Below are 22,804 nucleotides of genomic sequence, written 5' to 3'. Positions count from 1 at the left end.
GGCGCGGAGGGGCTTCGCCAGGCTAGGCCAGCCGGCCGACTCCGACCACGTAGTTCTTCCCGTAGGCCTTGGCGCATTTCGGGCAGGTCGTGTAGAAGAACCAGATGTCGGTGGGCTCCGATCCGCGACTGCGGACAAGGTCCTGCATCTCTCCATACCAGTCGCGCGCAGTCCGGTAGGGCCCCTCGAAGACCTTCGTGACGAAATCTCCGGACAGCGTCACGTTCTCCTCGGTGTCGACGGGCTTGGTCGTGGCGAACAGGTGTTCGGCGTTCCAGGCGGACCTGTCCCGCGACAGGACGAGCGTCTGCCCGATATCCATCGCCTCCTGGTCCTCCATATGCCGGAAGACGCGGCCAAAGACCCGACCCATGTCGACCGGGACATGCATGACGCTGTGGGTCGACGCACGGACGAAAGGCTTGTCCTCAAAACGCAGAACCTGACCGTCCCATCCTTCGGGGTTGAAGCGGGCGCAGCACCCGGTCGTGTTGACGCTGGAATCATAGTGGGGGACAGCATTCGTTTGCATGGCGAACCTCCCTGATGAACGGAGAAAGTGTGGCCGAATCTTGGGCGTCGGTCCTTGTCCGGGATCAATGGGCCCGAGGCGAGGCTCGAAACTGTTCGTCCCTGTCTCTGCGCGCGGCAATCGACGGTCGCAAAGCTGCCTTGTTCCCGTCGCACTGGGAACCAGTTTCGCGGATAGCTTCCGATTGTCCGCGAAAAAGACCCAATAGGGCGGCAGTCGGGGATCATGCAGGCAGAGGGGCGTCCGTCGACGGACTGCCTTTCGCCTGTTTCTTTGTATTGCCCACTTTCGAGCGAATTCGGTACGCAATCGCTGTCTATCAAGATGGTGTGCGTAACGAGTGCCCGGTGTTTCGGGTGGGGCCGTTGCGGCCCCTGGGGCAGTTCAGCAATGAGTTGCCCCGTTCCCTTTTCCTGGACCGGACATCGGGATAGGAAGTGACATGGCAGCGAGAAGCACGGCAAAAACGTCCAGCACGGCCAAGACGCGGACCGGAAGGACCCGCGCCTCCCGGCCACGCCCGTTGCGCTGGCTGCGGCGCTGGGTCTTGCGGCTGGGGTTTGTCATGATCGCGGTGATGGTCCTGTCGGTGCTGCTGTTCAGCCAGGTGAACCCGCCCACGACACACACGATCTGGTCCGAAGGCCGCCGCCTGGGCACGGTGGAGCGCGCCTGGGTCGACGCCGATGCCATCGCACCGGTCATGCTGCGCAGCGCGGTCGCGGCGGAGGATGCGAATTTCTGCACGCATTGGGGGTTCGACATGGACGCGATCCGTGCCGCCATCGCCGAGGGCGCGCGGCGTGGCGGGTCGACCATTTCCCAGCAGGTGGTCAAGAATGTCTGGCTCTGGCAGGGCCGCAGTTATGTGCGCAAGGCGGCCGAGGCGGTGATGACGCCCATGGTCGAGGGCATCTGGTCCAAGCGCCGTATCCTCGAGGTCTACCTGAACGTGGCCGAGTTCGGCGAGGGCGTGTTCGGTGTCGAGGCCGCGGCGCGGCACTATTTCGGTAAGGGCGCGGGTGATCTCAGCGGGCGGCAGGCGGCGCTGCTGGCCGCAGTCCTGCCCAATCCCAAGGAACGCAACGCGGCCCGCCCCACGGGCTTCCTGGACCGCCGCGCGCGGGCGATCCAGTCGGGCGCGGCGACCATCGCCGCCGACGGACGGGCCGCCTGTTTCGAGTGATCGACTGCGCGGGTAGACTGCCGGCTCCCTCTTGGAGCAGTCTGGATCCCGAAAGGGAGGGTGCCATGCAGAGGCAAGGCGGGATGGTGCGCAGCAGGCCGGGATGGGCGCTGTTGCTTGCCGTGACGGTTGCCGGGATGGCGACGCCCGCCGCGGCGGACGTGCCGATGGTCTTCATGGTGGCACTGTTCAAGGTCAGCTCGATCCCGGGCATCCTCGCAGTCCTGCTGATCGAGGGGCTGGCGCTGCGCTGGATTTTCGGCTTCGACACGCCACTGGCGATGCGGACCGCCTTCTATGCCAATGCGGTCAGTTTCGGCGTCGGTCTGCTGCTGTATCCGATGATCGGCGCGGCGCTGTATCCGGTTCTGGCGCCCATCGTGATGAAAGCGTATGGTGCCGCGGCCCTCGCGGAACTGGCGATCACGCTGGGGGCGCTGGTGATCCTCGACACGCTGATCGAGTTGCCTTTCATCGGCAGGTTGCGCAAGGTGCGGCTGGGTCTGCGCGCCTGGGCGGGGTTCTTTCTTGCCAACGTGCTGGGCGTGCTGGCGCTTGCGGCTTTCGTCGTCGATTACGGCGCGCTGTTCGAGAAACCCCTGCCGCGGGAAGAGGTCGCCGGGCTGGAAGCCCATTACGCGCCCGAGATCGCCTTCATGCACCGTCTGCTGGATGAAAGCGCGGCGGTCTATGCCGAGCATGGAGAGATCTACGGGACCGACTGGGTGGACCAGGTCAGCGCAGAGGCGGCGGCCTTTCGTTTTCGCAGACTGACGGTTGCACGCGAGACCGCCATGCCCATCGTTTGGGGCGAGGGGCTGCACAGCACTTCGGGTCGGCGCGGCGAGGGCGCCTATTACACCGACGACGTCTGGGTCTGGCGGACAATGGAACAGGACGGCATCTGGTACTACACGTACGAGTTGCGGACCTCGTGGAGCCCCCAGACGCTGGCGGTGCGCGCGCTGTTCGATCCACCTTGATCTAGGTGGAGCCGTGCAGCCGGACATGGTGAAGCGGTTGAACCCGACGCCCGTTCGCGGCTACACGTGATGAACGTTCCCCTGTCCGCAACCGCCGGGTGCCTCATGGCCAAGCTCTACCACGTGCCGCTGTCCCCGTTCTGCCGCAAGGTGCGGCTGAGCCTTGCCGAGAAGAAGATCGAGTGCGAGCTGGTCGAGGAGCGGTATTGGGAGAAGGATCCGGATTTCCTGCGCCGCAACCCGGCCGCCAAGGTGCCGGTCCTGCGCATCGACGGCAAGACCATGTCCGAGTCGACCGCGATCTGCGAATGGATCGAGGAGACGTATCCGGAACCGCCGCTGATGCCCCGCAGCGCCGATGCGCGGCTGGAGGTGCGGCGGCTGGTCGGCTGGTTCGACGACAAGTTCCACAACGAGGTGACGTCGAAGCTGCTCTATGAGCGGGTCAACAAGAAGGTGATGAAGGCGGGCTTCCCGGACAGCGGCAACGTCAAGGCCGGCGCCAAGGCGATCAAGTATCATCTGGATTACATGGCCTGGTTGCTGGATCACCGCCGCTGGCTGGCGGGCGACGCGATGACGCTGGCGGATTTCGCGGCGGCCGCGCACCTGTCCAGCCTGGACTACATCTCGGACGTGGACTGGAACCGCAGCCAGGTGGTCAAGGATTGGTATGCCAAGATAAAGTCGCGCCCGGCCTTCCGATCGATCCTGGCCGACCAGGTGCCGGGCTTTCCGCCACCGGCGCATTATGCCGACCTCGATTTCTGAGACATCCCGCGGCGCAGGCGAGGGGCCGGCCCCTCGCGCTCCCCGGAGTTTAGGGGCAAGATGAAGGGGACGCGGTGGCCGGTCTCGCCGATCAGCTGAAGGCGCGGGCCTTGGAGGAGGGATTCTCCGCCTGTCGAATCTGTCGCCCCGATGCCATCCCGCAGGCGATGGCGCGGCTGCGGGCCTTCCTGGACGCAGGTCATCACGGGCAGATGGGCTGGATGGACGAACGCGTGGCCTGGCGTGGCGATCCCGCTGCCCTCTGGCCCGGGGCGCGGTCCGTCGTCATGCTGGCCGAGAATTACGGCCCCGAACACGATCCGCTGACGGTGCTGGAGCAGCCCGAAAAGGCCGCGATCAGCGTCTATGCGCAGAACCGCGATTATCACGACGTGGTCAAGAAGCGGCTGAAGCGGCTGGGGCGCTGGCTGATCGACGCGGCAGGCGGCGAGATCAAGGTCTTTGTCGACACCGCGCCGGTGATGGAAAAGCCGCTGGGGCAGGCGGCGGGGCTGGGCTGGCAAGGCAAGCACACCAATCTCGTCAGCCGCGAGCTGGGGTCCTGGTTCTTCCTGGGGTGTCTTTTTACCACGCTGGACCTGCCGCCGGACGAGGCCGAGACGGATCATTGCGGATCGTGCCGGCGCTGCCTGGATGTCTGCCCGACCGATGCCTTTCCGGCGCCTTACCGTCTGGATGCGCGGCGCTGCGTTTCCTACCTGACGATCGAGCATCGCGGGCCGGTGGACCCAGACCTGCGGGCGCGACTCGGCAACCGCATCTATGGCTGCGACGATTGCCTGGCGGTCTGTCCCTGGAACAAGTTCGCCGCCCGCGCGGCGGAGGTGAAGTATCACGCCAGGCCCGACCTGCTGGCGCCCGACCTGGCCGCGCTTGCTGCGCTGGACGATGCGGGGTTCCGCGCACGGTTCTCGGGCTCTCCGATCAAGCGGATCGGGCGCGACCGGTTCGTGCGGAACGTCTGCTACGCGATCGGCAATTCGGGGAGCGCGGCGTTGTTGCCGGCGGTCGAGGCGCTGTGCGGGGATGCGGACGAGGCGGTGCGGGACGCGGCGCGCTGGGCGGTGATCCGGCTAAAGGAAAGGCGCTGACCGGGGAACGGTCAGCGCCACGAGGTCGTGCCTTGGGGGATCGAGGGAAACTCTCTCTCCTCCACTCCTATGTGGGGCCATTCCCCGCATAAAGCAAGCGCGCTGTTGCGCGTTTGCGTCAGTTGTGAACGAAATCTTTCGTCCGGCTTGATCCGCAAAGGGAAATTTCCCTGTGCGGGACTTCATTTCACGCGCGCGCGAGCGATGTGTCGCGCCATTGCTTCTGTCGCGTTGCCGCCCAAATATGGAACAGGATCAAGGGAGACCTGCTGCATGACGCATTATGAACGCCGCCCCGAGGCGGTCGCCGCCCTGACACCCGAGCAATATAGGGTCACACAGGAGAACGGCACCGAACGACCGGGATCGGGGGCATACCTGCACAACAAGGAGCCCGGCATCTATGTCGACGTGGTGTCGGGAGAGCCGCTTTTCGCCAGTGCCGCCAAATACGAATCAGGCTGCGGCTGGCCCAGCTTCGTCAAGCCGATTGCGCCGGACAACATTGTCGAGCTGCGCGACACCAGCCACGGCATGATCCGGGTCGAGGTGCGCTCGCGCCACGGTGACAGCCACCTGGGCCATGTCTTTCCCGACGGGCCGACGAGTCGCGGCGGGCTGCGCTATTGCATCAACTCGGCCAGCCTGCGCTTCGTCCATCGCGACGACATGGAGGCCGAGGGTTATGGCGCCTATATCGACCAGGTGGAGGAACGCGCATGATGGAACGGGCTGTATTGGCCGGGGGCTGCTTCTGGGGCATGCAGGATCTGATCCGCAAGCTGCCGGGGGTATCCAGGACCCGGGTGGGCTATACCGGGGGCGATGTGAAACACGCCACCTACCGCAACCACGGCACCCATGCCGAGGGGATCGAGATCTGGTTCGACCCGGAAAAGATCAGCTATCGCCGGTTGCTGGAATTCTTCTTTCAGATCCATGACCCGACCACGCCGAACCGACAGGGCAACGACCGGGGCATGAGCTATCGCTCGGCGATCTACTATGTCGACGATGCACAGCGGCAATGCGCGCTGGAAACCATCGCCGATGTCGAGGCCTCGGGCCTCTGGCCGGGCAAGGTGGTGACCGAGGTCGAGCCTGTGGGCGATTTCTGGGAGGCGGAACCCGAGCACCAGGATTACCTGCAACGCTATCCGGGCGGTTACACTTGCCATTTCCCGCGCCAGAACTGGGTTCTGCCCCGGCGCGACGCGGCGGAATGACGGGCAGGGCGGGGTGAAACCCGCCCGTCTTCCCTTCACGCCACCAGAGGAGTGCCACCATGACCGAGACCACCTTCTGGGACCGGGTCGCGGACCGCTATGCCGCGCGGCCGCTTGGCAACCCCGAGGCCTACGAGGCCACGCTGGAGCGGGTGCGTCACTGGCTGCCGCCCCGCGCCTCGGTGCTGGAACTGGGTTGTGGCACCGGCAGCACGGCCTTGCGCCTTGCAGCGGATGCGGGTGCGATCCTCGGCACCGACCTGTCCGCCGAGATGCTGCGCATTGCGCGGGGCCGCGCGACCGAGGCGGGCGCGGCGCATGTGACCTTTGAACAAGCGGCGGCGGATCGCGCCGGTGCGGGCCAGACCTTTGAAGCGGTGCTGGCCTTCAACCTGCTGCACCTGCTGCCCGATCGCGCGGCGGCGCTGCGCCATGTGCGGGGGATCCTGCCCGCGGGTGGCCTGTTCATTTCCAAGACGCCGTGCCTGTCGTCGAAACAGTGGTTGCGACCGGTGATCCTTGCCCTGCGCTGTTTCGGCAAGGCGCCACCGGGCATCCGCTACCTGTCTCCCGCGCAGGTCGAGGCCGAGATCGCTGCGGCGGGGTTCGAGATCGTCGAGACAGGCGACTACCCCAAGAGCCTGCCCAACCATTTCGTCGTGGCCCGGGTGATCTGAACTCTCAGAGATCCATCCGGTAGAAGACCATCGTGTCGTGCAAGTCGGGAAAGGCGCGCAGTGTGCTGCTTTGCGCAAACGCATCGATCCGGCGAAAGCCGATGCTGTCATAGAGCCGCTGCATGGGTGTGTTGATGCTGATCGTGTCCACCAGCAAGGTGCGCAGCCCCATTGCGCGCGCCGCGTCGATGCGTCGGTCCACCAGGGCGCGGCCCAGGCCGGTACCGCGCATCGCGTCGCGGACGTAAAGCCGTTTCAGCTCCCCGACGTGTGGGTCGATTTCGGACAGAGACCCGCAGCCAACGGCGCGGCCATCTGGGGTGCGCGCGATGCACAGGCATCCTCGGGGCGGCAGGAAGTCGTCGACATGGTCCCAGAAATCCTGCACCGCCGCCGCGATCGGAACATCGGGGCCGCTGGCGCGCGCGACCATCGGGATCATCTCGCCGTAGAATTCGTGCAAGAGCGCGTTCATCTCGGCCCGGTCAGGGGCGGTGTCGGGTGTCTCGATGCGAAAAGGGGGCTTTCGGGAACTGGTATATGAAAAATCCTTTGATGACGTGCAAAGGCTATCACGGTCCGCGCCCTGCACGAAGCGCCGCGCTGCTCTGACGCGACGTTGACGTGGACGGCGCGGGCGTCATGGTGTCAGGTGCCCGGAATTGAGGGAGGCCCGCCATGACCGATTATCCGCACCTGCTGCAACCGCTCGACCTGGGGTTCACCACGCTGAAGAACCGCGTGTTGATGGGCTCGATGCACACCAATCTCGAGGAAACCGGCGACTGGAACCGGGTGGCCGAATTCTATGCCGCGCGCGCGCGGGGCGGGGCTGCGCTGATGGTGACGGGCGGCATGGCGCCGAACCGCGAAGGGGGCGTGTTTCCGGGCGCGGCGGGGCTTTTCAGCGAAAAGGACATCGCCAATCACCGAATGGTGACGGAGCGGGTGCACGAGGCGGACGGCAAGATCGCCATGCAGATCCTGCATGCAGGCCGCTATGCCTATGGCCCGGAATGCGTGGCCCCTTCGGCGATCAAATCGCCGATCAGTCCCTTCCCGCCGAAGGAGCTGGACGAGGCGGGGATCGAAAAGCAGATCGCCGATATCGTCACCGCGGCGGTGCGCGCCCGCGAGGCGGGCTATGACGGGGTCGAGGTGATGGGGTCCGAGGGGTATTTCCTCAACCAGTTCCTGGTGACCCATACCAACAAGCGCACTGACCGTTGGGGCGGTTCGTATGAGAACCGGATGCGCCTGCCAACGGAGGTGGTGCTCCGGGTGCGCGAGGCCGTGGGGCCGGATTTCATCATCATCTACCGCCTGTCGATGATCGACCTTGTGCCGAACGGCTCGACCCACGAGGAGGTGGTGATGCTGGCGCAGGCCATCGAGGCGGCCGGGGCCACGATCCTCAACACCGGCATCGGCTGGCACGAGGCGCGGGTGCCGACCATCGCCACCAGCGTTCCCCGCGCGGCCTTTGCTTGGGTCACGAAAAAGCTGATGGGCAAGGTGGGCATTCCGCTCATCACTTCGAACCGGATCAACACGCCCGAAGTGGCCGAAGACGTGCTGGCCACCGGCTGCGCCGACATGGTCAGCATGGCGCGCCCCTTCCTCGCCGACCCGGATTTCGTGAACAAGGCGGCCAGCGGCCGGGCCGACCTGATCGCACCCTGCATCGCCTGCAACCAGGCCTGCCTCGATCACACGTTCATGGGCAAGATCTCATCCTGCCTGGTGAACCCGCGCGCGGCCTTTGAGACCGAGATCGTGATCGGGCAGGCGGAGACGCCGAAATCCGTGGCGGTCGTGGGCGCGGGCCCGGCGGGACTGTCGGCGGCGATCACGGCGGCGCAGCGCGGCCATGCCGTGACCTTGTTCGACGCCGACACGCAGATCGGCGGGCAGCTGAACATGGCGCGGCAGGTGCCGGGCAAGGAGGAGTTCCACGGGCTTGTGGACTGGTTCGGCGCGATGGTGCGGGAAACTGGCGTGACCGTGAGGCTCGGCCAGCGCGTGTCGGCCGATGACCTTGCGGGCTTCGACGTGGTGATCGTGGCCACTGGCGTCACACCGCGCGATCCCGGCATTCCGGGACAGGATCATCCCTCGGTCATCAGCTACGTCGAGCTATTGCGCGGCAAGGCGCAGGCAGGCAAGCGCGTGGCGGTGATCGGCGCGGGCGGCATCGGTTTCGACGTGTCGGAGTTCCTCGTGACCGACCACAGCCCCACCACCAGCCTGCCCGACTGGATGCGCGAATGGGGCGTGACGGACCCCGAGACGCGCTCGGGCCTCGCACCCGAAGGCCCGCAGCCCGATGCGCCGGTCCGCCAAGTCGTCATGTTGCAACGCAAGGCGGAAAAGCCGGGCAAGCGGCTGGGCAAGACCACAGGCTGGATCCATCGCGCCGCGCTCCAGATGAAGGATGTGCAGATGAAGGCGGGCGTGAACTACGAGCGCATCGACGACCAGGGGCTGCACATCTCTTTCGGCGAGGGGCGCGACCGGCCCGAGGTCATCGCCTGCGATACGGTCGTGCTTTGCGCCGGGCAGGAGAGCGAGCGCAGCCTTGCCGATGCGCTGGAGGCAAGGGGGATCGCGGCGCACGTGATCGGAGGGGCCGACGTGGCGGCGGAACTGGACGCCAAGCGCGCCATCGACCAGGGCGTAAGGCTGGCGGCGACGCTCTAGGGACGGAGACGGCGCTCGTCCTGCGGACATCGCCCCGCCCGCCGTCCCATGCCTGTCGCCGCTGGACGCGACAAGGCGCAACCCCGCGCTATCTTTCCCGGTGCAACATGCAACGGGAGGTTACCATGTTCCGCCAGACACTGATTGCCCTGGCCTTTGCCGGTCTTGCCGGAATGGCCAGCGCCGAAAGCCAGGCCACCCCGGCACCAGAGGGGGCGATGGCCTATTTCATCGCGCTCGAGGACGGCGCGACCGTGAGCAGCCCGGTCACCATCCGCTTTGGCCTGTCCGGCATGGGCGTCGCCCCCGCCGGCACCGAGAAGGAGAACACCGGGCATCATCACCTGCTGATCGACCGCGCGCCGTGGGGCGAGGGCGAAAGCGACGCCGAATACGCCGCGAACGGCCTGCCCGCCGACGACAATCACAAGCATTTCGGCGGCGGCCAGACCGAGGTGACGCTTGACCTCGCGAACGGGACGCACACGCTGCAACTGCTTCTGGGGGATCATTTCCATGTGCCCCACAACCCTGTCGTTGCCTCGCCGGTCATCACGGTCACGGTGAACTGAGGCCTTCGGTGCCGGTCCGGTGGGATCGGTCCGGCGCCCCCAGCCCGCGGCGGAAAACCCGACTTTTCCGCCGCGGGACAAGCCGCTAGGCTGATCGTGCATCCCGTGACGGAGGGCAGGACATGCGCGCATCGGCCGGTCGGCGGTTCCTGGTGGTGGGGCTTCTCGTCCTGCTGATGTTCGTGCCGCTGTTCTTCGCTGCCGAGGTGATCGACAGCCGGAAATCCTATTCCCAGTCGACCATCGACAGCGTCGGCGAGGAATGGGGTGGCCCGCAGGTTCTGGCCGGGCCGCAGCTGGTCATTCCGGTGGAACGCACGGTCACGCGCCTGGCCACACGCCCCCGCCTCGACCCGGCCACCGGTGCGGTGCTGACCGATGCGCAGGGCAACGAGGTGGTCGACCGTTTCGAGGAAACCGTGCGCCAGCTTGCCGCACCGATCCACCTCTATCCCGACCGCTTCGAGGCGGATGTGCAGACCGCAACCCAGATCCGCAGCCGGGGCATCTTTACCGTGCCGGTCTACACGGCCGAGGCGGAGATCCGCTTCGACTTCGACACCGTGCTGGTCGACCGCGTGCTGGCGGAGGACGAGACCATCCTCTGGGACCGGGCCGAGATCCGCATGGCGGTGGGCGCCAACCGCGCCCTGCGCGGCGCGGCCGAGGTCACGGCGGATGGCCGCGCGCTGGAACTGGCGCCGCTGACCGGCGAGGCAGGGTTCCTCGCGCGGCTGGGCGATCCGAGGGGCATCGACGCCTACACGCTGGCGCTGGGTTTCAACGGGGCGCAGTCGCTGATGCTGGCGCCGGTGGGGCGCGACAGCCGCGTGACCCTGTCGGGCGACTGGCCGCACCCCTCCTTCACTGGCGCCTTCCTGCCGGACGGCTCGACCGTGACCAAGGACGGGTACGAGGCCACATGGACCATCCCGCACCTGGCCCGCGCCCTGCCGCAGGCCGCACGCGAGGATCCGCAAGCCATGGCGCAGCGGATGACAGCCTTCGGCCTGCGCTTCGTCGAAGCGAACGATTTCTACCACAAGGCCTTTCGTGCCGCTCGTTACGGCATCCTGTTCATCGCGCTGACCTTTCTCACCGTGGTGCTGATGGAACGCAGCAGCGGCCAGCCGGTGCACCCGGTGCAATACATCCTGATCGGGCTGGTGCAGACCGTCTTCGTTCTGCTGATGGTCGCCTATGCCGAGCATCTGGGCTGGGGCCCCGCCTACCTGATCGCCTCGGGCGCCACGATCGCGCTGCTGACCGCCTATGGCGCCTTCGGGCTGAAACTGGGCAGGCGCGCGCTGGTGCTGGGAGCTATGCTGGTGTCGGTCTACGCGGTGCTCTACATGATCCTGCAATCGGCGGATTACGCGCTGCTCGCCGGGTCCACCCTGGCCTTCCTGGCGCTGGCGCTGACCATGTGGGTCACCCGCGACGAGGACTGGTTCGGCCCGGAACGGCCCCGCCGCGAAGGCGCCTGGTCGCGGCTGCTGGGCGGCTCAGGGCCACCCCCGCCGCCCGACACGCCCGCCTGACCGTTTCCCCGACCCTGACAGCGCCGATGAATTCCCCTCAATTGTCCCGCGCATGCCCCGATTGCGACATGTTTGACCGCGATACACTGGGGCAGGCAAGAAACGATGAGGGAACCGCATGGACCGTCTGACCGAGATGGAGGCTTTCGCCACGGTGGTGGATCAGGGCGGCTTCACCGACGCCGCCAAGAAGATGGGCATTTCCAAGTCCGCCGTGTCGAAACATGTCTCGTCGCTGGAGGCACGGCTGGGCGCGCGGTTGCTCAATCGCACAACCCGGCGCGTCAGCCCGACCGAGATCGGACTGGCCTATTACGACCGCGCCCGCCGCGTGCTGAACGACGCGGGCGAGGCGGACGCACTGGTGACCTCGATGCAATCCGCGCCCTCGGGGCTGCTGCGGATCTCGGTTGCCACGGATTTCGGGGTGAACCACCTGTCGCCCTGCCTGGGCGAGTTCCTGGCGGAATTCCCCGACATCACCGTGAACATGGTGCTCAACAACCGCTACGTCGAACTGATCTCGGAAGGCTTCGACATGGCCATCCGGATCGGCGAGCTGGAGGACAGCACGCTGCGCGCCCGCAAGCTGACCGAGACGACCAAGCGGATGATCGCGTCGCCCGGCTATTTCCAGAAATTCGGGCGCCCGCAGCGGATCGACGACCTGAACGAACACAAGCTGCTGCACTACTCGAACCAGGCGTCGGGCAACGTGTGGAAGATCACCGCGCCGTCGGGCGAAAAGCGCCAGGTGCGCACCGCGGGCTGGCTGTCGGTGAATGACGGTCAGTCGTTGCTCAATGCCTGCATCGCGGGCCTCGGCATCGCCTACCTGCCCTCCTACCTCTATCACGAGGCGATGGAAAAGGGCTTGGTCGAGGACGCGATCCCCGACCTGCCGGTCGAGACGCTGGGCATCTACGCGGTCTATCCGCCGGGCCGGTTCACCCAGCCCAAGGTGCGCGCCTTCATCGACTTCCTCGTGCATGCCTTCGCCGAGACGGGACCGGAAAAGTGGTGACAGCGCCGGGCTGACGCCGCGCGTGTCGAGACGTTCAAAGGCAGACTGGCCCCGGACGCACTCCGGGGCCTCTTTCCGTCTATTCCGTCGAGATCACCACCACTTCGACCCGGCGGTTCGCCTCGCGCCCTGCGGCCGTCAGGTTGCTGGCCACCGGCGCCAGGTAGCCTGCGCCCTCTGCGCCGATCTGCGCGCCAGGGATGCCGCGTGCCGCGAGGTAGTCGACCGCCTCCTGCGCGCGCCGTTTCGACAGCGCTCGGTTGGTTTCCAGCGAGCCCGTCGCATCCGTGTGCCCCACCAGCAGCACCTGGCGTGACGGGTTCGCGCGCAGCCATTGCGCCAGTTCCTCCAGCGCAGCGACGGGGCCTTCGCCAAGGCCCGCCGACCCGCTGGAGAAATCTAGCCCGGGCAGAACCGCGTGGCCGCGCGCCTCCAGCGCCTCGGCCAGGCTTCCGGTGGCGGCGGTGGGTGCCGGCGTGACTGGACCGGTCGGTTGCGGCGCGGTTGCGGCGACCGCTGGTGCGGCCTGGCCTGCGCGCACGATCTGCACGTAACCCGACCCCCGGTCGCGGCTGGTCAGGACCGACAGGCCCGCGCCGTCAGGCGAGAGCGCCGACAGGAACCGATAGGCCGACAGGTCGACATACATCGCGGGCGCCGGGATGACCTCGGTCGCAAAGCGGAAATCGAAGCCGCCGCAGCCACGCCCGGCGCAATCCAGCAGGATCGTCCAGCCTGCCTGTTCCAGCTGCGTCCGCAGGGGTGCCATCAGTTGCAGCGGCGTAAGACCGGACCCGTCCAGCCGAAAGGCCTGCAGCGTGATCGGCCCCTCGATGCTGCGCACGGGCAGGCCCTCTCCCGGGGCCCAGGGCCCCGTGGGCAGCGCATAGCTGCCGGGGTCGCGGGCCTGTTCTTCGGTCAGCCGGGCATTGGCGGGCAGAGCAAGATCCTGCGCCGCGCCGCTGCCCGCCGCCACAAGCAGCGCCAACGCCAGCCCCCAGGCCCGGCGCGGCTCAGCGCGCCTGCGCGTGATACACATCGTTCGGGCGCATGTCGGTCGCGCTGGCCACCCGGTTCGTCATGTTGAAGAAACCTGCGACGTTGGCGATGTCCCAGATATCCGCCTCGGAGAAGCCCGCGTCGCGCAGCGCCTCGCGGTCCCATTCGCCGATCTCGGCGCTGGCCTTGGTCATCTTCTCGGCAAAGGACAGCATGGCCCGGTGCCGGTGCGACAGGTCCGCGACGCGCCAGTTCATCACCAGCATTTCGCCCAGTTTCGGTTCGCCCGACAGTTCCCGAACTGCCGCACCATGCGCGGTCAGGCAGTAGAAGCACTTGTTGATCGACGAGACGACAACCGCGATCATCTCTCGTTCCAGCTTGGACAGGCCGCTCTCGGCCAGCATCAGCTCGTTGTACATGGCGGTGAAGGCGTTCAGCTTGGCGACGTTGGTGGCGTAGGCGCGCAGCACGTTGGGCACCATGCCCAACTTGTCCTGGCACACGTCGAAGTATTTCTGCGTCTCGGGTGGCAGTGGGTCCACCATCGGCAGGTTCAGGGCGGTGGGCTTGGTCATGTCTCGTCGCTCTCCTCGGGCAGGACCCGATAGTGGTAGCCGCCCGCGTCCCGCATCCGCAAGGCGCGATACAGCGCATTCGCGCCGACATTCGCATCGGTGCAGAGTGCGCCGATCCAGTCCGCCCCGTTGTCGGCGGCCCAATGCGCCGCGCAGCGCATCATCCACTTTCCCAGACCCTTGCCCCGGTGAGGTTCCGCGATCTCCAGCGCGTGGACCAGCGCGATGCGGTCATGGATGGCGCAGAAGCCAGCCCCTGCGGGCCGGTCGCTGACCCGTCCGAAGAGGCCCGTCTTCGGCCCCTTTGCCCGGGCCATGACGCGCAGCCGCGCCTCTCCGATGCCGCCGGCCTCCCAGATCTCGCGCATGATGGCCAGCGGTTCCCATATGGCGAAGGCGGTGACGGGCGGAATGCGCTTGTCGGTCAGTTGCGCCACCGGGCACAGCCAGATCGTCACCGGGTCCTTGACCTCGTAGCCGCGCGCGGCCAGCACCGCGTCCAGCGCGCGGTCCTCGGGACGGACCATGAACAACGGCGCCTGCTTCATCATGCGCATTGCCTTCTCGGCGGCAGAGAGGTCGTCCTCGCGCCATTCGCCGCGCGCCGTCGCGGCCGAGACCCGCTGGCCGCCGCCGCGCCCCTCGCGCAGCGTCCAGGGCCCGGCCTGGATCGTGGCCGCGGCCGGCCATGTGCCGTCGATGGCGGCATAGAGGCGCGACGCCTCGGGCAGGATCATCCGAACATCTCCGCCAGTCGGGTCATCGCCGTGTCCAGCCGGCCCGCGTCATGGCCCCGGATCACCACGTTTGCGCCGAACACGCCGTCCTTCTGGAACGGGTAGGAGCCGAATTGCAGGTCGTCGAATTCCTGCGCCAACGCGCCCAGAGGCCCGGCGATCTCGCCCTCGCCGCGCAGAATGCGCAGGGATTGCGACAGCAGTGGCGCGCCCCCGGTGATCGTCGGCAGGACGCTGGCCACCATCGCCTGGAACACCGCCGGCACCCCGGCCATGACATGCACGTTTCCGATGGTGAAACCGGGCGCGATCGACACCGGGTTGTCGATCAGCGTGGCGCCCGCGGGGATGCGCGCCATGCGCATCCGAGCGGTGTTGAACTCCATGCCCTGCCGGTCGTAATGCGCCGCCAGCAATGCGCGGGCGTCATCCCGGACGTCGATGCCCACGCCGAACGCCTCGGCCACGCAATCGGCGGTGATGTCGTCATGGGTCGGCCCTATGCCGCCGCTCGTCACGACCACGTCATACGTGGCGCGCAGCGCGTTCAGCGCCGCGACGATGGCCGCGCGCTTGTCGCTGACGATCCGCACCTCCTGGAGGTCGACGCCGTGGCGGGTGAATTCGTTTGCCAGGAAATGCATGTTGGCGTCGCGGGTGCGGCCCGACAGGATCTCGTCTCCGATCACCAGCATGGCGGCGGTGGGGTTGGGCATGGCGGCGCTCCTTGCGAGGGGTCTGGCCTTGGTATAGGCCCGCGCGCATGCGCTTTCAAACCCCGCTGATCCCCGCCCGGCTGATCCGCCGCTACAAACGCTTTCTCGCCGATTGCGTGCTGGAGGACGGGGCCGAGGTGACGGCCCACGTGGCGAATCCCGGCTCGATGCTGGGTCTTGCGCAAGAGGGGGCCCGGATCTGGCTGGAGCCGAACAACGATCCGAAGAAGAAGCTGAAATACGCCTGGCGCCTGGTCGAGCATCCGGGCGGGCATTTCACCGGCGTCGATACCGGCGTGCCGAACCGCGTGCTGCGCGCCGCTTTGATGGCGGGGCGAGTCGCCGGGCTGGAAGGTTATGACATCGTCCGCCCCGAGGTGAAATACGGCGAGAACAGCCGCATCGATTTCCTGCTGTCAGGCGGCGGGCGGCCCGACGCCTGGGTCGAGGTGAAATCCGTCACCCTGTCTCGTGAGGCTGGCCTGGCCGAGTTTCCCGATAGCGTGACTGCGCGCGGCACGAAACACCTGGCCGAACTGGCGCGGGTGGTAGAAACCGGACAGCGTGCGTTGATGCTGTATCTGGTGCAGCGCACCGATTGCACACGAATGCGTCTGGCCGCCGATCTCGACCCGGCCTATGCGGCGGGCTTTGCGGCGGCCCGCGCGGCGGGGGTCGAGGTCATGGCGCTGGGCTGCGCGATCTCGCCGCAAGGCGTGGACCTGGCCGGGCCGGTCGACGTCATGGAATAGGCGCCGGCGCACCCGCGCGGCGGCGATTTGGTGGACGTGGGCGTAACGCTCGACAGGAGCCACGTGTCTGGCAGGGACAAAGCGCCCTGCTCCACCGCTGCGCGGCTCTCGCCCCGCCGGTTCAATTCCCGCCCAGGATGCTACGCAGCAGCTGCTCCAGCACCGTCTCGCGTTCCGCGCGGCTGGGCGCGGCGGCCGTCGGTGCGCGCTCGGGCGACTGCTGCGGCGCCTGTTGCACCTGCGAGGGCGCAGGCGCCTGCATCGGCAGCGGGCGCGGTGGCAGCCCCTCGTTCACGCGCAGCATCACCGCCTGCCAGATCTCGGCGGGCAGGCCGCCCCCCGTCACACCGCTGAGCGGCGTGTTGTCGTCGTAGCCCATCCAGACGCCGGTGACGTAATCGGCGGTAAAGCCGACGAACCAGGCGTCGCGCGCCTCCTGGCTGGTGCCGGTCTTGCCGGCCACGGCGCGGTCGGGAAGGGCGGCGCGGCGGCCGGTGCCCTCGGATACCACCTTTTCCATCATCCAGGTCAGCTGCTCGGCGGCGTCGCGGCGGATCACCCGCTCGGCGATGCCGCCGCCGGTGCCCATCAGCGGCGTGTCGTCCCCCTTGATGCGCAATTCGCGCAGGCCATAGGGTGTCACCGACGAGCCGCCGTTGAGGATCCCGGCATAGGCGCCCGTCATTTCCAGCAGCGTCGCCTCCGAGGCGCCAAGCGCCAGCGCGGGTGTGTCCTGCAACGCGCGGTCGATGCCGAAATCCGCCGCGACCCGCATCACCAGGTCGCGCCCGACCGACTCCGACACCCGCACCGCCGGGATGTTCAGCGAGTGCTTCAGCGCGTCGGTCAGCGTGACGCGCCCCCTGAAATCGTTGGTGTAGTTCTCGGGGCACCAGCGACCGGAACCGGGAATGCTCATGCAGAAGGGCTCGTCCACCACCGTGTCCAGCGGCGAATAACCCAGTTCCAGCGCGGTCGCATAGACGAAGGGCTTGAAGGCAGACCCGGTCTGCCGCACCGCCTGCGTCGCCCGGTTGAATACGCCCGAGGCGTCGGTGTCGCGCCCGCCCACCATTGCCCGCACCGCGCCATCCGCCGACATGACAACCACGGCGACCTCGGCCTTGGACCCATCGCGCACCTTTTCCGAGAAGACCTTGTTCACGGCTTCGGCGGTCGCGCGCTGGATGCGCGGATCCAGCGTGGTCGAGATGATCACGTCCTCGGTCGTGTCGCGGGTCAGGAAATCGGGGCCGGTCTGCATCACCCAGTCGCCGAAATAGCCGCCATCCAGGCTCTGGCTGTCCGAGGACAGGCTTGCCGGGTTAGCCTGCCAATGGGCTGCGTCGGCGTCGCTGAGGAACCCCTGCTCGTTCATCAGCCGCAGCACCGTCGCGGCACGGTCCTGGCTGCGTTTCAGGTTCGCCGTCGGTGCCAGCCGCGAGGGCGCGGTCAGCAGACCCGCCACCATTGCCGATTCGGAAGGGTTCAGCGCGCCCGCCGGCTTGCCGAAATAGCGTTGCGCCGCGGCCTCGGCGCCGTAGGCGCCGGCGCCCATGTAGGCGCGGTTGAGGTAGATCGAGAGGATCTGATCCTTGGAATACTTGACCTCCATCGCCATCGCGAAGATCGCCTCGCGCGCCTTGCGCTGAAGGCTGGACTGGCGGCAATCGGCGACGTAGTCGGCCTCGCTCTTCCACTCGGTCGGATCATACTCGCGGCCCAGGCAGATCAGCTTGGCGGTCTGCTGCGTGATGGTCGAGCCACCATGCCCCGACAGCGGTCCGCGCCCCTCGGACAGGTTGATGCGCACTGCGCCAGCGACCCCGCGCGGGCTGACGCCGAAATGGCTGTAGAATCGCTTGTCCTCGGTGGCGATCACCGCGTTCTTGAGGTGGACAGAGACGCTGTCCACCGTCACCGCGCCGCCAAACTGCGAGCCGCGCAGGGCGAATATCCGGCCATCGGCATCCAGCATGGTGACAGAGCCGCGCGCGCGCCCGTCCAGCAGCGCCTGATATTCCGGTAGCGTGGTCGAGGTTGACCAGACCATCGCGCCCAGGATCAGGCCGGCCACCAGTACGATGACCGCCGTCACCCGGAAGGCCAGCCGCAGGATCCAGCGCACGAAGGCTGCGATCCAGCCCAGCGGCCCGCGCCGCACCTTGCGCGCGGCGGGCTTTCGGCGCGTCTTGCGCGGGGCTGCGGCGGGCTTTGCCGCGGACTTGGGATAGCGCCTGTCGGCGACGAGTCGCTTGTCGCCTTTGCCGTTGGTGCTCATGGAAATCTGCCCGGATGACCCGTTTCTTTGGCCGCGACTCTACCCGCTTTGGTGGGGGATGTTGACCGTCTCTTTGCAGCCGCAGAGTTTTTGTTTTGCCTAATTTTTACTCATAAACGAATTTTTGCACAAAAATTGGTCTTAATGCCGCCTTCAGACGCTGCTCCGGGCCGTCTTTGGCTTCCCAATCCGGCATGGTCGCCTCTTTCTGCAACAGCATAACGCAGGGACCGGCCTGCCAGAAGCGAAAGGGATGAAGGTGAAACTGATCATTGCAACGATCAAGCCGTTCAAGCTCGAGGAGGTGCGCGAAGCGCTCACCGGGATCGGCGTCCGCGGCATGATGGTGACCGAGATCAAGGGCTTCGGCTCTCAGTCCGGCCACACCGAGATCTATCGCGGCGCGGAATACGCAGTGAATTTCGTGCCGAAGATCAAGCTTGAAATCGTCGTGGCATCCTCGATGGCCGACCAGGTGGTCGAGACCATCAAGACCACGGCCCAGACCGGCAAGATCGGCGACGGCAAGATTTTCGTGCTGGACGTGCAGCAGGCCGTGCGGGTGCGCACCGGCGAAACCGACGCAGACGCGCTGTGACGCGGGCAGGAAAAACGAAGGGATACGGACACATGACACTTCTCAAGACTCTCGCTCCGGCTGCCGCTATCGTGGCTCTGCCGACGCTGGGGCTGGCACAGGACGCGGTTCCCGGCACCGATGCGTCCACCGACTCGATCTTCATCTTCAACTCGCTGCTGTTCCTGATCGGCGGCTTCCTCGTGATGTGGATGGCCGCGGGCTTTGCCATGCTCGAGGCTGGCCTCGTGCGGTCCAAGAACGTGGCGATGCAGCTGACGAAGAACATCTCGCTCTTCGCCATCGCCGCCGTCATGTATTACCTGATCGGCTACAACCTGATGTATCCGCTGGGCAACTGGTCCATCGGCACCGATGACACCGGCGGCTACCTGGGCGCCTTCGGCGTTGCCGTTCTCGAGGCTGTGGGCGTGGCCCGTGATGGTGCGGACGATTACGGCTATGCCTCGACCGGCTCGGACTTCTATTTCCAGCTGATGTTCTGCGCCACCACCGCGTCGATCGTCTCGGGCACCCTGGCCGAGCGCATCAAGCTGTGGCCCTTCCTGATCTTCACCGTGGTCCTGACCGGCCTCATCTACCCGATCCAGGCCTCCTGGAAGTGGGGCGGCGGTTTCCTGGATAGCCAGTATGGTTTCCTCGACTTCGCAGGCTCGACGGTCGTGCACTCGGTGGGCGGCTGGGCAGCGCTTGCAGGCGCCCTGATCCTTGGCCCGCGCATCGGCAAGTATGGCAAGGACGGCCGCGTGACCCCGATCATGGGTTCCAACCTGCCGCTCGCCACGCTGGGCACCTTCATCCTGTGGCTGGGCTGGTTCGGCTTCAACGGGGGCTCGCAGTTGGCCATGGGCACCGTGGGTGACGTCGCCGACGTGTCGCGCATCTTCGCCAACACCAACACCGCAGCCGCAGGTGGCGCCATTGCTGCGCTGATCCTGACGCAGGTCCTCTACAAGAAGGTCGACCTGACCATGGTTCTGAACGGCGCGCTGGCCGGCCTCGTGTCGATCACCGCAGAACCGCTGACCCCGACCCTGGGGGCTGCCACCCTGATCGGTGCCGTGGGCGGCGTGATCGTGGTCTTCGCGGTTCCCTTCCTCGACAAGCTCAAGATCGACGACGTGGTCGGCGCCATCCCGGTGCACCTCTTCGCCGGTATCTGGGGCACGATGGCGGTCCTGCTGACCAACGCTGACGCCACCTTCATGGGTCAGCTGATCCCGATCATCATCGTCGCGGTCTTCGTGTTCGTCACCTCGGGCGTGATCTGGTTCATCCTCAAGGCCACCATGGGCATCCGTGTGAGCCAGGAAGAGGAAATCACCGGTCTCGACATGGCCGAGCTGGGCATGGAAGCCTATCCCGAATTCTCCAAGGGCTGACCTCCTCCTTCCAGTCAACCCATTGGACAACCTGCCCGGGCGAGCAATCGCCCGGGCTTTTTACATTGCATCCGCCTTGCGGATGCAACGGGTGGGGTGAGCGTCTTTTCGAAGAAAAGGCGCGGCCTCGCGCCTTCAGGCAGGGGCGCCGCTAAAACCGGCATCGCCCGACCTCCACGCCCCAGACCTGCAAGCCGCCATTGGAAAACCCGCGCCCACCCGCCACACTGACCGGGTCAGCAAGCGGTTGGAGGAAAACCCATGAAAGTCGCCATCGTCGGGTCGGGAATGGTCGGGTCCACCGCGGGTTTTGCGCTGGTGATGCGCAACGTGGTCTCTGACCTTGTCCTGATCGATCTCAACCACGCACGCGCCCGCGCCGAGGCCGAGGACATCGCCCATGCCGTGCCCTTCGCCGGGTCCACGGTGGTACGCGCGGGGGATTACGCCGACATCGCCGGGGCGGCGGTGGTCATCCTTGCCTGCGGTGTCTCGCAGCGCCCCGGAGAGACGCGGCCCGAACTGCTGGGCCGCAACGCCGAGGTGTTCCGTGCGGTTATCGGGCAGGTCATGGCCGTGGCGCCCGATGCGATCCTGCTGGTCGCGAGCAACCCGGTCGACACCATCACGCAGGTCTCGACCCGGCTGTCGGGCCTGCCGCCGGGGCGGGTGATCGGCTCTGGCACGATCCTCGACACCGCGCGGTTCCGCTGGCTGATCGGGCGGCATCTGGGCATCGCGCCGGGCTCTGTCCACGGCTACGTGCTGGGCGAGCATGGCGACAGCGAGGTCCTGGCCTGGTCCAACGTGCGGGCGGGATCGGTCCCTCTGACCGCTTTTGCCGCGCAGATCGGCGCGCCGCTGACGCAGGACGTGCGCGACCGGATCGACCTCGGCGTGCGCCGCGCCGCCTACACGATCATCGAGGGCAAGGGCGCCACCTGGTATGGCATCGGCGCGGGGCTGGCGCGGATCGTCCAGGCCATCGGGCGCGACGAGCAGGCGGTGCTGTCGGTTTCCATCGTCGAACCCGACGCGCTGGGGGTGCCCGACGTCGCGCTGTCGCTGCCGCGCTTGGTGGGCGCGCAGGGCGTCACCGCAACGCTCTGGCCCGATCTCGACGCAGGTGAGACCGAGGCGTTGCGCCACTCGGCCGAGGTGCTCAAGGCGATGGCGGACAGCGTGCCGCTCTAGTGTCCGGCCTCGCGCAGCAGGCGTTGTTGCGCCACCGCCTCGTGCGCCGCGGCGCGGCGGTCGGCAAAAAGCGCCTCCTCGACATAGGTCAGGTGCGCCTCGACCGCCTTGCGCGCCGCCGCCGGGTCCCGCGCCTGGAGCGCCTGGTTGATGGCGCGGTGCTGGTCCAGCAGGGCGCTGCGGGTGGTGCGCTGGCGGAACATGATCTGGCGGTTGTAGAACACACCCTCGCGCAGCAACTGATACATGGTGCGCATCATGTGCAGCATGATGACGTTGTGGCTGGCCTCGATGAGCGCCAGGTGGAAATCCGCGTCGAGGCTGGATTCCTCGTCCGGGTTGCGCTTGGCATGGGCCGCTTCCATCTTGCGGAAGATCGTGTCGATCACAGCGAGATCGCCATCTGTGCCGTGGATTGCCGCCCGCTCGGCGGCCAGCCCCTCCATGTCGCGGCGAAAGGACAGGTAGTCGAACACCGCCTCGTCATGGCGCGAGAACAGCCCCGACAAGGCCTGCGAAAAGGCGCTGCCCAGCACGTCGCTGACGTAGATCCCGGCACCCGCCCGCGCGGTCAGCAGGCCGCGCTCCTGCAACTCGGCCACCGCCTCGCGCAAGCTGGGGCGCGAGACGCCCATGCGCTCGGCCATGTCGCGTTCCGAGGGCAGGCGCTCCCCCGGCCGCAAGACGCCGCGCAGGATCAGCTGCTCGATCTGGCGCACCACAGCGGCGGCGAGTTTCTCGGACTGGACGGGTTCGAAGGGCATGACGGCTCCGGGGCGAATTGGTCAAAGGATATGACCGCATCCCCGTTGCGGCAAGGCCGGGTGCCCCCGGTGATCTGGATTAACAAGTTATTGATCTTATGTCACTATTCCTGACGCAAAGTTTCGCGTGCGAAACAATGGGTCAGGATTGCAGACCTTCTTCGTCCAGCAGGTGCCGCCCCTCGCGGTCCTCGACCTCGATCACCCAGAGATCGGGGTCAAAGCCACGCTGCCGGGCGATCGTGGCGTCGACATCGGCCTCGGGACCCTCGGCCAGCACGGTCCAGACCCGGCCGCCGGTCATCAGGTCGAAGCCCCGGGTAAAGGCGCGGGCGCGCCCGTCGAGCGTGTTCAGCTTGACCAGCACCGCTCCGGCCGTGTCGTCGCCATGCGCCACGACAAAGGCCGGAATGTCCATCAGTCGCAACCGGACAAGATAGGCATCGATCCAGAAGCGCGCGGTAAGGCGGGTCATGCCC

24 protein-coding genes are annotated in these 22,804 nt (G+C 66.9%); 15 read left to right on the top strand and 9 right to left on the bottom strand.

What is annotated here, in order from left to right:
• Nucleotides 1-22: 22 nt before the first annotated feature.
• On the bottom strand, nucleotides 23-532 hold the full coding sequence (locus KB874_RS20230) for a hydrolase (RefSeq protein ID WP_212538383.1): 510 nt from the start codon (nucleotides 530-532) through the stop codon (nucleotides 23-25).
• A gap of 442 nt (nucleotides 533-974) precedes the next feature.
• On the opposite strand from KB874_RS20230, the gene mtgA reads away from it, so the two are divergent.
• From mtgA to KB874_RS20195, 7 genes are all read left to right on the top strand, one after another.
• Nucleotides 975-1,718 (top strand): monofunctional biosynthetic peptidoglycan transglycosylase, encoded by a 744-nt coding sequence (gene mtgA, locus KB874_RS20225; protein WP_212538382.1) that lies wholly within the window; start codon nucleotides 975-977, stop codon nucleotides 1,716-1,718.
• Between the two features lie 65 nt (nucleotides 1,719-1,783).
• Nucleotides 1,784-2,701 carry a hypothetical protein gene (locus KB874_RS20220; protein WP_212538381.1) on the top strand — a complete coding sequence of 306 codons (918 nt, stop codon included), beginning with the start codon at nucleotides 1,784-1,786 and terminating at the stop codon, nucleotides 2,699-2,701.
• Between the two features lie 105 nt (nucleotides 2,702-2,806).
• A complete protein-coding gene (gene fzlA, locus KB874_RS20215) occupies nucleotides 2,807-3,472 on the top strand; it encodes an FtsZ-binding protein FzlA (RefSeq protein WP_212538458.1) in 666 nt (221 codons plus the stop codon).
• 74 nt (nucleotides 3,473-3,546) lie between these two features.
• Nucleotides 3,547-4,584: a tRNA epoxyqueuosine(34) reductase QueG gene (gene queG / locus KB874_RS20210; RefSeq protein ID WP_212538380.1), complete on the top strand. Its 1,038-nt coding sequence runs from the start codon at nucleotides 3,547-3,549 to the stop codon at nucleotides 4,582-4,584.
• Nucleotides 4,585-4,857: 273 nt separating this feature from the next.
• Entirely contained in the window at nucleotides 4,858-5,307 is a 450-nt protein-coding gene (gene msrB, locus KB874_RS20205; RefSeq protein ID WP_212538379.1) for a peptide-methionine (R)-S-oxide reductase MsrB, read from the top strand.
• On the top strand, nucleotides 5,304-5,810 hold the full coding sequence (gene msrA, locus KB874_RS20200; protein WP_212538378.1) for a peptide-methionine (S)-S-oxide reductase MsrA: 507 nt from the start codon (nucleotides 5,304-5,306) through the stop codon (nucleotides 5,808-5,810). The genes msrB and msrA overlap by 4 nt, the downstream gene beginning before the upstream one ends.
• A gap of 59 nt (nucleotides 5,811-5,869) precedes the next feature.
• Nucleotides 5,870-6,487 carry a class I SAM-dependent methyltransferase gene (locus tag KB874_RS20195; RefSeq protein WP_212538377.1) on the top strand — a complete coding sequence of 206 codons (618 nt, stop codon included), beginning with the start codon at nucleotides 5,870-5,872 and terminating at the stop codon, nucleotides 6,485-6,487.
• Nucleotides 6,488-6,491: 4 nt separating this feature from the next.
• Here KB874_RS20195 and KB874_RS20190 read toward each other — a convergent pair whose 3' ends face one another.
• Complete coding sequence (locus KB874_RS20190; protein ID WP_212538376.1) at nucleotides 6,492-6,962, bottom strand: GNAT family N-acetyltransferase; 471 nt, start codon at nucleotides 6,960-6,962, stop codon at nucleotides 6,492-6,494.
• 203 nt (nucleotides 6,963-7,165) lie between these two features.
• Between KB874_RS20190 and KB874_RS20185 the strand changes: the two genes are divergently transcribed.
• From KB874_RS20185 to KB874_RS20170, 4 genes are all read left to right on the top strand, one after another.
• Nucleotides 7,166-9,187 (top strand): NADPH-dependent 2,4-dienoyl-CoA reductase, encoded by a 2,022-nt coding sequence (locus KB874_RS20185; RefSeq protein ID WP_212538375.1) that lies wholly within the window; start codon nucleotides 7,166-7,168, stop codon nucleotides 9,185-9,187.
• A gap of 125 nt (nucleotides 9,188-9,312) precedes the next feature.
• Complete coding sequence (locus KB874_RS20180) at nucleotides 9,313-9,759, top strand: DUF4399 domain-containing protein (RefSeq protein ID WP_212538374.1); 447 nt, start codon at nucleotides 9,313-9,315, stop codon at nucleotides 9,757-9,759.
• A 122-nt stretch (nucleotides 9,760-9,881) separates the two neighbouring features.
• Nucleotides 9,882-11,300: a cell envelope integrity protein CreD gene (gene creD, locus KB874_RS20175; protein WP_212538373.1), complete on the top strand. Its 1,419-nt coding sequence runs from the start codon at nucleotides 9,882-9,884 to the stop codon at nucleotides 11,298-11,300.
• 118 nt (nucleotides 11,301-11,418) lie between these two features.
• Nucleotides 11,419-12,324: a LysR family transcriptional regulator gene (locus tag KB874_RS20170; protein ID WP_212538372.1), complete on the top strand. Its 906-nt coding sequence runs from the start codon at nucleotides 11,419-11,421 to the stop codon at nucleotides 12,322-12,324.
• 79 nt (nucleotides 12,325-12,403) lie between these two features.
• On the opposite strand, the gene KB874_RS20165 is transcribed toward KB874_RS20170, so the two are convergent.
• Genes KB874_RS20165 through KB874_RS20150 form a run of 4 tightly spaced genes read right to left on the bottom strand, consistent with a single transcriptional unit; the run spans nucleotide 12,404 to nucleotide 15,354 of the window.
• Nucleotides 12,404-13,312 carry an OmpA family protein gene (locus KB874_RS20165; RefSeq protein WP_249200677.1) on the bottom strand — a complete coding sequence of 303 codons (909 nt, stop codon included), beginning with the start codon at nucleotides 13,310-13,312 and terminating at the stop codon, nucleotides 12,404-12,406.
• Nucleotides 13,313-13,337: 25 nt separating this feature from the next.
• Complete coding sequence (locus KB874_RS20160; protein WP_212538370.1) at nucleotides 13,338-13,901, bottom strand: peroxidase-related enzyme; 564 nt, start codon at nucleotides 13,899-13,901, stop codon at nucleotides 13,338-13,340.
• A complete protein-coding gene (locus KB874_RS20155; protein ID WP_212538369.1) occupies nucleotides 13,898-14,638 on the bottom strand; it encodes a GNAT family N-acetyltransferase in 741 nt (246 codons plus the stop codon). Before KB874_RS20155 ends, KB874_RS20160 begins: the two co-directional genes overlap by 4 nt.
• Entirely contained in the window at nucleotides 14,635-15,354 is a 720-nt protein-coding gene (locus KB874_RS20150; protein ID WP_212538368.1) for a competence/damage-inducible protein A, read from the bottom strand. Before KB874_RS20150 ends, KB874_RS20155 begins: the two co-directional genes overlap by 4 nt.
• Before the next feature lie 47 nt (nucleotides 15,355-15,401).
• Here KB874_RS20150 and sfsA point away from each other — a divergent pair, with 47 nt between their 5' ends.
• The gene (gene sfsA, locus KB874_RS20145; protein WP_212538367.1) at nucleotides 15,402-16,106 is read left to right on the top strand and encodes a DNA/RNA nuclease SfsA; all 705 of its coding nucleotides are present in this window, start codon (nucleotides 15,402-15,404) and stop codon (nucleotides 16,104-16,106) included.
• A 121-nt stretch (nucleotides 16,107-16,227) separates the two neighbouring features.
• Here sfsA and KB874_RS20140 read toward each other — a convergent pair whose 3' ends face one another.
• The gene (locus tag KB874_RS20140; RefSeq protein ID WP_212538366.1) at nucleotides 16,228-18,387 is read right to left on the bottom strand and encodes a transglycosylase domain-containing protein; all 2,160 of its coding nucleotides are present in this window, start codon (nucleotides 18,385-18,387) and stop codon (nucleotides 16,228-16,230) included.
• Nucleotides 18,388-18,646: 259 nt separating this feature from the next.
• Here KB874_RS20140 and KB874_RS20135 point away from each other — a divergent pair, with 259 nt between their 5' ends.
• From KB874_RS20135 to KB874_RS20125, 3 genes are all read left to right on the top strand, one after another.
• On the top strand, nucleotides 18,647-18,985 hold the full coding sequence (locus tag KB874_RS20135) for a P-II family nitrogen regulator (RefSeq protein ID WP_212538365.1): 339 nt from the start codon (nucleotides 18,647-18,649) through the stop codon (nucleotides 18,983-18,985).
• Nucleotides 18,986-19,017: 32 nt separating this feature from the next.
• A complete protein-coding gene (locus tag KB874_RS20130) occupies nucleotides 19,018-20,367 on the top strand; it encodes an ammonium transporter (protein ID WP_212538364.1) in 1,350 nt (449 codons plus the stop codon).
• 261 nt (nucleotides 20,368-20,628) lie between these two features.
• Nucleotides 20,629-21,561, top strand: a complete 933-nt coding sequence (locus tag KB874_RS20125; protein WP_212538363.1) for an L-lactate dehydrogenase — start codon at nucleotides 20,629-20,631, stop codon at nucleotides 21,559-21,561.
• Here KB874_RS20125 and KB874_RS20120 read toward each other — a convergent pair.
• Both KB874_RS20120 and KB874_RS20115 read right to left on the bottom strand, forming a co-directional pair.
• Nucleotides 21,558-22,325 (bottom strand): FadR/GntR family transcriptional regulator, encoded by a 768-nt coding sequence (locus KB874_RS20120; protein WP_212538362.1) that lies wholly within the window; start codon nucleotides 22,323-22,325, stop codon nucleotides 21,558-21,560. The genes KB874_RS20125 and KB874_RS20120 overlap by 4 nt on opposite strands.
• Nucleotides 22,326-22,467: 142 nt before the next feature.
• The gene (locus KB874_RS20115) at nucleotides 22,468-22,800 is read right to left on the bottom strand and encodes a DUF1491 family protein (RefSeq protein WP_212538361.1); all 333 of its coding nucleotides are present in this window, start codon (nucleotides 22,798-22,800) and stop codon (nucleotides 22,468-22,470) included.
• Between the last annotated feature and the right edge of the window lie 4 nt (nucleotides 22,801-22,804).

It is taken from the genome of Thetidibacter halocola, assembly GCF_018224955.1.
GTDB classification, from domain to species: domain Bacteria; phylum Pseudomonadota; class Alphaproteobacteria; order Rhodobacterales; family Rhodobacteraceae; genus Thetidibacter; species Thetidibacter halocola.
Note: the sequence above shows the minus strand (reverse complement) of the source record. Positions and strands in the feature narration are given on the sequence as shown.

Excerpts from the sequence above, each read along its gene's own strand:
- fzlA (WP_212538458.1), top strand. The coding sequence starts at position 2,807 with ATGGCCAAGCTCTACCACGTGCCGCTGTCCCCGTTCTGCCGCAAGGTG.
- sfsA (WP_212538367.1), top strand. The coding sequence starts at position 15,402 with ATGCGCTTTCAAACCCCGCTGATCCCCGCCCGGCTGATCCGCCGCTAC.
- KB874_RS20160 (WP_212538370.1), bottom strand. The coding sequence starts at position 13,901 with ATGACCAAGCCCACCGCCCTGAACCTGCCGATGGTGGACCCACTGCCA.
- KB874_RS20220 (WP_212538381.1), top strand. The coding sequence starts at position 1,784 with ATGCAGAGGCAAGGCGGGATGGTGCGCAGCAGGCCGGGATGGGCGCTG.
- creD (WP_212538373.1), top strand. The coding sequence starts at position 9,882 with ATGCGCGCATCGGCCGGTCGGCGGTTCCTGGTGGTGGGGCTTCTCGTC.
- KB874_RS20155 (WP_212538369.1), bottom strand. The coding sequence starts at position 14,638 with ATGATCCTGCCCGAGGCGTCGCGCCTCTATGCCGCCATCGACGGCACA.
- msrA (WP_212538378.1), top strand. The coding sequence starts at position 5,304 with ATGATGGAACGGGCTGTATTGGCCGGGGGCTGCTTCTGGGGCATGCAG.
- KB874_RS20140 (WP_212538366.1), bottom strand. The coding sequence starts at position 18,387 with ATGAGCACCAACGGCAAAGGCGACAAGCGACTCGTCGCCGACAGGCGC.
- KB874_RS20125 (WP_212538363.1), top strand. The coding sequence starts at position 20,629 with ATGAAAGTCGCCATCGTCGGGTCGGGAATGGTCGGGTCCACCGCGGGT.
- KB874_RS20170 (WP_212538372.1), top strand. The coding sequence starts at position 11,419 with ATGGACCGTCTGACCGAGATGGAGGCTTTCGCCACGGTGGTGGATCAG.
- KB874_RS20150 (WP_212538368.1), bottom strand. The coding sequence starts at position 15,354 with ATGCCCAACCCCACCGCCGCCATGCTGGTGATCGGAGACGAGATCCTG.
- msrB (WP_212538379.1), top strand. The coding sequence starts at position 4,858 with ATGACGCATTATGAACGCCGCCCCGAGGCGGTCGCCGCCCTGACACCC.
- KB874_RS20230 (WP_212538383.1), bottom strand. The coding sequence starts at position 532 with ATGCAAACGAATGCTGTCCCCCACTATGATTCCAGCGTCAACACGACC.
- KB874_RS20195 (WP_212538377.1), top strand. The coding sequence starts at position 5,870 with ATGACCGAGACCACCTTCTGGGACCGGGTCGCGGACCGCTATGCCGCG.
- KB874_RS20190 (WP_212538376.1), bottom strand. The coding sequence starts at position 6,962 with ATGAACGCGCTCTTGCACGAATTCTACGGCGAGATGATCCCGATGGTC.
- mtgA (WP_212538382.1), top strand. The coding sequence starts at position 975 with ATGGCAGCGAGAAGCACGGCAAAAACGTCCAGCACGGCCAAGACGCGG.
- KB874_RS20130 (WP_212538364.1), top strand. The coding sequence starts at position 19,018 with ATGACACTTCTCAAGACTCTCGCTCCGGCTGCCGCTATCGTGGCTCTG.
- KB874_RS20115 (WP_212538361.1), bottom strand. The coding sequence starts at position 22,800 with ATGACCCGCCTTACCGCGCGCTTCTGGATCGATGCCTATCTTGTCCGG.
- KB874_RS20120 (WP_212538362.1), bottom strand. The coding sequence starts at position 22,325 with ATGCCCTTCGAACCCGTCCAGTCCGAGAAACTCGCCGCCGCTGTGGTG.
- KB874_RS20185 (WP_212538375.1), top strand. The coding sequence starts at position 7,166 with ATGACCGATTATCCGCACCTGCTGCAACCGCTCGACCTGGGGTTCACC.
- KB874_RS20180 (WP_212538374.1), top strand. The coding sequence starts at position 9,313 with ATGTTCCGCCAGACACTGATTGCCCTGGCCTTTGCCGGTCTTGCCGGA.